This window comes from Flavonifractor sp. An112, assembly GCF_904377885.1.
Taxonomy (GTDB): Bacteria; Bacillota; Clostridia; order Oscillospirales; family Oscillospiraceae; genus Flavonifractor; species Flavonifractor avicola.
The window spans coordinates 1-5,763 of sequence record NZ_CAJFGT010000105.1; the positions used below are offsets into that span (position 1 = coordinate 1).

General features: G+C 61.1%; 4 protein-coding genes and 1 pseudogene. 2 read left to right on the forward strand and 3 right to left on the reverse strand.

Annotated features, from left to right (window positions below; all coding sequences use genetic code 11):
- Window positions 1–208: 208 nt before the first annotated feature.
- A complete protein-coding gene (locus IHN22_RS12130; protein WP_191435631.1) occupies window positions 209–841 on the forward strand; it encodes a MerR family transcriptional regulator in 633 nt (210 codons plus the stop codon).
- A 224-nt stretch (window positions 842–1,065) separates the two neighbouring features.
- Window positions 1,066–4,233 (forward strand): S-layer homology domain-containing protein, encoded by a 3,168-nt coding sequence (locus IHN22_RS12135; protein ID WP_191435633.1) that lies wholly within the window; start codon window positions 1,066–1,068, stop codon window positions 4,231–4,233.
- A gap of 59 nt (window positions 4,234–4,292) precedes the next feature.
- Here IHN22_RS12135 and IHN22_RS12140 read toward each other — a convergent pair whose 3' ends face one another.
- The 3 genes and pseudogenes from IHN22_RS12140 to IHN22_RS12735 form a co-directional block, all read right to left on the reverse strand.
- Window positions 4,293–5,165, reverse strand: coding sequence for a putative ABC transporter permease (locus tag IHN22_RS12140; RefSeq protein WP_191435635.1), 873 nt, complete (start codon window positions 5,163–5,165; stop codon window positions 4,293–4,295).
- Window positions 5,166–5,242: 77 nt separating this feature from the next.
- The gene (locus tag IHN22_RS12920) at window positions 5,243–5,338 is read right to left on the reverse strand and encodes a YebC/PmpR family DNA-binding transcriptional regulator (RefSeq protein ID WP_365814197.1); all 96 of its coding nucleotides are present in this window, start codon (window positions 5,336–5,338) and stop codon (window positions 5,243–5,245) included.
- 188 nt (window positions 5,339–5,526) lie between these two features.
- Window positions 5,527–5,763: pseudogene (locus tag IHN22_RS12735) on the reverse strand (recombinase family protein); the annotation flags it as partial.

The following is a 5,763-nucleotide window of genomic DNA, read 5'->3' on the forward strand; positions in this document are numbered from 1 at the left end:
CCGGCCGTCCCGGGGAGGCGGCTTGAGCGTACCGGCAACGGTGCGTCGAGATAGATGGCTGTCTTAAAGGACAGAACCCGGCTTACAGGCTTACTTGCAGATATGATGGCCCGGAGCGTGCAGCTCCGGGCCATCTTTTTTTGCAAAATCCCTTGACTCTTCCCTTACGTCAGATGGTACACTGTCCTTACCCAAGGAGGGATGGCCCATGAAAATGAAGGAAGTATGCGCCCAGACCGGTCTGACGGAGCGTGCGGTGCGGTTCTACGTTCAGGAAAAACTGGTGGTTCCCCTGGCCCAGCGCCGGGGCGGGCGGACCTGGCTGGACTTCTCCCCTAACCACGTGGACCGGCTGAAAGCCATCTCCACCCTGCGGAAGGCGGGCTTCACCCTGGAGGAGATCCGCGCCATGATCGAGGATTTTCAGAAGAACGCCTCCGGGGCGGCCTTTTCCCTCCGGCAGCGGCTCCAGGCGGCCATAGACGCCTACGACAAGCTGCGCTTCACCGACACCGCCCAGGCCAGCGGCCTGGAGGATTACGCCGCCCTGCTGGAGCGGGAGGTCAAGGGCCGTCCCATCCCGGAGTCCGACCAGGTCCACACCGGAATGGACAGTTCCAAGCTGGAGGCCTTCTGCATGGTGTGGGCGGTATATTTCATGTTTCGGCTTTACGTCTTTTTGCTGGATCACTTCTCCGACTACTCCGTCCTGCTGTATGCCGCCTCCTGGAATCCGCTGGTTTTTCTTCTGCTCTTCGCAGTCATTCCCCTGCCCATCGCCCTGGTGCTGGGCAGCAAGGCGGGCAAATGGCTCTGCCGCCACTTTGAATACATTCCATAGAGAACTCCCGGCCCTGCCGCCAACCTTAAGAATTCTTAAGGTTGGTTGACAGGGCCCCTTCCGGTTTATATACTGGTCCTGTCCGTCCTACCCCTTCGCCGCAGCGGCTGTCTCCGGTCGTTGCCTTTTTTCAAGCTATAAGTTAGTTTATGCTAACCATCGAGAGCGCCGTGGCGAGGGGCGTGCCGCATCTCATCAGAACATCGAAAGGAGAATACAACGCCATGCGAATCACCAAACAGAGGACACGGCTGCTGTCGCTGGCTCTGTCCCTGGCCATGCTGTTTACCTTGCTGCCCCTTCGGGCGTGGGCCGCGGGCACCCAGCCCCCCGTCCCCGTGGAGACGGTGAGCACCAATTTTTTCAGTAAGGCTCTGTATCTGGATTTTGGATACCAGCACTCCGGCTGGATCGACAAGATACAGAGTCTGACCGTGGACGGCGTCCCCTACCAGGAAGTGGGCAGTTCCCTCTCCATGAAGAGCGGCACCTACGTGCGCCTGTCCAACGACGGACGCATCATGCTGCCGCCCACCCTGCGGGGCACGGTACGCTGCACCATCGGGGCCCAGGGCTATGAGGATCTGCATCTTTCGCTGGATACCCAGGCTCTGAAGGTCACCGTGGCGTCCGAGGGTCCGGCGGTCTCTCCCGGGGGAGACAAGCCCACGGACGGCGTTTCCGCTGCCATGGAGCGGGTGCTGTCCTCCTATCTGAAGCTGACCATTACCGGTCTGGACCACTATGTGGACGGCATTACCGCCATCCGGTGCGCCTCCCTCGATCAGCAGCCGGTGGAGCTGAAGCCGGTAAGCCATAAGCCGACGCTCAACGGCCCCACCTATTATCTGGACGCCGCCGGGTCCGCCGTCTACTTTGACGCCATGAATCCCGTCCTCCATTCGGGAGATATCCTTACCATCTCCAGCAGCCAGTACCGAGATCTGCGGCTGAAGATCACCCTGGAGGAAGGGACCTGCCGGGCGGAGGTAGTGGGAGATGAGGCGCCCCAGCCCGGCGGCGAACAGACCCTGCACGTCCGTCTGGTGGGCTCCTTTGAGCCCGCTCTGGTGGATCAGAAGGGCTACGACGCCGTCACCGGCGCCACCTCCACCGTGACGGTGAACAAAAACAGCAGCGTGGAGGTACAGTGCGCCCTGACGAACAAGGACGCCGCCCCCACCGACAGCGACTGGCTCCCCCTCCACAAGAGCGGCGTCACCGTCCGCCGGGAACAGAGCGCCGTGGAGATCTCCCCCCAGGGCAGCGGAATGACGGGGGTGTACTCCACTCTGGACAGCGCCCTCACCCTGTCCGGTACTCCGGAGCGGAAGGGAGAATATCAGATTTCGGTCACCATCACCGACGACCAGGGCCGGAAAGCCGTCAGCAACTCCCTCCCCTTCCTGGTGTACGGCGGGGATGAGAAGCTGGTGGACCGGCTGACTCTGGACCATGCCACCCAGGCCCAGGACGGCAAATATCTGTACGATATGGTGCCCTGGGCCATCCGGGACTTCGGCGGCGAGAACGAGACGGTGACCGTCCCCACCCAGATCAAGGCCTGGTTCGGCTCCCACACCAGCGGCACCTACGGTAAGCTGGGCTATGCCATGCCCAACGGCCAGGAGCCGGTCCAGACCCTGCTCATCCCCGCCGGGTGCGACCTGACCCTGGTGAATATGGACCTGCTCAGCAGCGTGAAGATGGTGGTGCAGTCCGGCGGCAAGCTGACCCTCCAGGATTCCGCCGTTCAGGGCGTGATCCAGGTGGAGCAGGGCGGCACCTTCTCCATGAATTATGACAGCTACCACGGCAAATTCCTCACCGGCGCCTCCATCAACGGACAGCTGCGGCTCATGGGCGGCGCGGTGCTGGAGAACGCCGCCATCTACTCCAACACCAATTTCATCGCCAACGGCAGCCAGGCCCGGAAGAATACCCAGCCGGTGGTGGCGGTGCTGGGCGACGTGACGGTGAAGGGACAGGTCTTTATCAAGGGCGACGAGGCCCCCACCGGCACTGATCCCCTCACTGGCAGAAGCTACGCCGGTCAGACCGGCCTTTCCGTCACCGGCGGCACTCTGACCCTGGCCGACGGGGCCCTGCTGGCGGTGTACGGCGGCGGGATGCAGGCCGCTACCTCGGTGGGCGGCACAGCCATTCTGCTGGAGAGCGGCACCATTGCCGGCAATGGTACCCTGGTGGCGGTAGGCGGCGACGGCACCTTTGACCGGGGCGGCGACGCTGTCAGCGGTACCGGCTCTGTGACCACCGCCAAGGCATACCTCCAGGGCGGCGCCTCCGGCTTCCCCAAGAGCGCCGATGTCACCGGCGGCAAGGCCGCCGCTGCCGGGGTCAACGCCCCCCATGCGGTCAAGCATGACGGTGTCACCTGGAAATCCGAGACGGAGAATCCCAATATCCCCCGCTGGTCCGGTGCTTCTGCCGCTCCCGGTAAGGCTGAGGCAGAAAAGACCATCGCTTATATTTCTGACCATGCAGGCCATAACCCGGAGACGCCTGCCCCCCAGGAGCCTTCTATCCCTCAAACCACCTATTATCCCATCAAAGCAGGTCCGGTGCCTCACGGAACGCTGAAACTCAGCGCCCTGCGCGCACCCCGGGGCAGGACGGTCACCGTCACCGCCAAGCCCGATGAGGGTTACGTCCTTCAGGACCTGCAAATCCAGGACCGGGCGGGAAAGACAGTGAAAGTGACCCGGAAGAGTTCCACCCAGTACACCTTTACCATGCCCGCCTCCCCCGTGAAGATCACCGCCGTGTTCAAGCAGGAGACTCCGGTCACCCCCGCTCCCACCCAGGAGCAGCCTGCCGTTGAGAAGGAAGTCTCCTTCCGGGATGTGTCCAAAACCGACTACTATTATGAAGCCGTCCAGTGGGCGGTAAAGAAGAATGTGACCCAGGGAGCCGACCGGAACCGTTTTGCCCCCGACGCCTACTGCACCCGTGCTCAGGCCGTCACCTTCCTGTGGCGGGCGGCAGGCTCCCCCACTCCCAAGAGCCGGACGCTCCCCTTCCGGGACGTAGGACCCAGCGACTTCTACTATGACGCGGTATGCTGGGCGGTGGAACAGGGGATCACCGGCGGCACCGGAGCCAATGCCTTCAGCCCTGACGCTGAGGTGACCCGGTCCCAGACAGTGGCTTTCCTCCACCGGGCCGCCGGTTCCCCCTCCGCCGGGCGGGTCTCAGCCTTCTCCGACGTAGACAGCGGCAGCTACTATGCCGGTGCGGTAAGCTGGGCCGTGGAGCACGGCGTTACCCAGGGCACCGGCGGCAGCAACTTCAGCCCCGATCTGGTCTGCACCCGCGCCCAGATTGTCTCCCTCCTCTACCGCGGCGTACAGCAGAACGCATTCTCCTGGTAATGGAAGCAAAAAACACAACCACCAGCTTTCCGAAGCTGGTGGTTGTGTTTTTACAGGGATCAATCCTCTTCCCGATGGATGGTCAGCCGCTGCTGGATCTCCTTCAGCTTGGCCCGGGCCTCCTTTTTGATCGCCATGGCCTGCTCCAGCCGGGCTTCCAGACCGGCCTCCAGGCCCTTCTTTCTGGCCTTGGCGGCCTGACGCAGGGTCTGCCTGACCTGCTTTGCCGCTTGCTTGTAGGCCTTGCGGGTCTCCTGGAGCTGCTTTGTCAGCCGCTGAGGATAGGCACGCAGGTCGGGATAGGCCTGGTGGAGACGGCGGATGAGCAGGGTGTGGTCACGCAGCAGCACCCGCACCTGCTTTGTGATCTCCTCCGTGTTGTCGCCGGGCTGGTCGTCGATGCTCCGGCGCACCATGCCCATGAGGAAATGGGCGGCGGTGTAGTCGGCCAGCATCACCGCCGCCACCGTCAGGGCGGCAAAGCGCAGGACCAGCGGGCTCCACCCCTCCATCCAGCCAAACAGGACCGGATCGATGACCTGGACGATGAGGACGCAGGCCGCCCCGAACAGGAGCAGGTTGCCGATCCAGATGCGGCCGTGGAGGTTCATGGGCTTCTGGCTGTAATCCCACCAGCGGGCGTGGAAGCGCTTTTCCATGTACCAGGAGGTGAAATACTCCAGGGCTCCGCACAGCACCATGCCGGCCAGGAAGGTCTCCCCCACCGTGCCCCGCCGGGCCACCAGCCCGCCCACCACCAGAGTCACGGTGACGGCGCCCCAGCCGTAGATGGGGCAGTAGGGCCCGATGAGGAAACCCCGGTTGATGAAGCGGTGGAACTGGACGTACTTCAGGGTGACCTCCATCATCCACCCCAGGCAGGAGAAGAGAAAGAATTGAAGGATCAGTTGGCAGATGAGATCCAGATGCAAAACAGCGCCTCCTTTTGAAAGAAAAAAGAGGAGGACCTTTGGTGCAGGTCCTCCTTTTGTGCGTTCTGGTTTTAAGCTCAGTCCTGATCCCAGTTGTGCCAGACGTTCTGCACGTCGTCGTTGTCCTCCAGCAGGTCAATGAGCTTCACCATGTTCTTGATGTCTAAAATCAATAAAATTTAAAGGATTTCAGAACTTTTTGAGCTATTTGGCTTCCTTCAATGTATTACACAATTCGCCATGTATGTCACAATTGGATTAGGCAGATTTATCATAACAGACTGCATCTAAAAACGCAAGAAGATTTCAAAGAAATCCGACAATTCGGTAGATGCCTACATCCGTGCCAATGATAAAGACGCTAAGTCTCCATCATACCAGCTAATTTATAGAAGCTGGATCTCTTTGTGCTTGTCCTCTCCATAGCCTCCTTAGCTGTTATCTCACCCCCTTTCCAAGAGGCGTAAACCTCCTTCCAGTTTGCAGGAATGGTAAGCGACGGCCTACCAAGCTTTTTCCCCTTCTGCCTTGCGGCCTCAATCCCCTCTGCTTGCCGCTTTCGTATCGTTTCCCTTTCTTGTTCTGCAATCGTACCCAA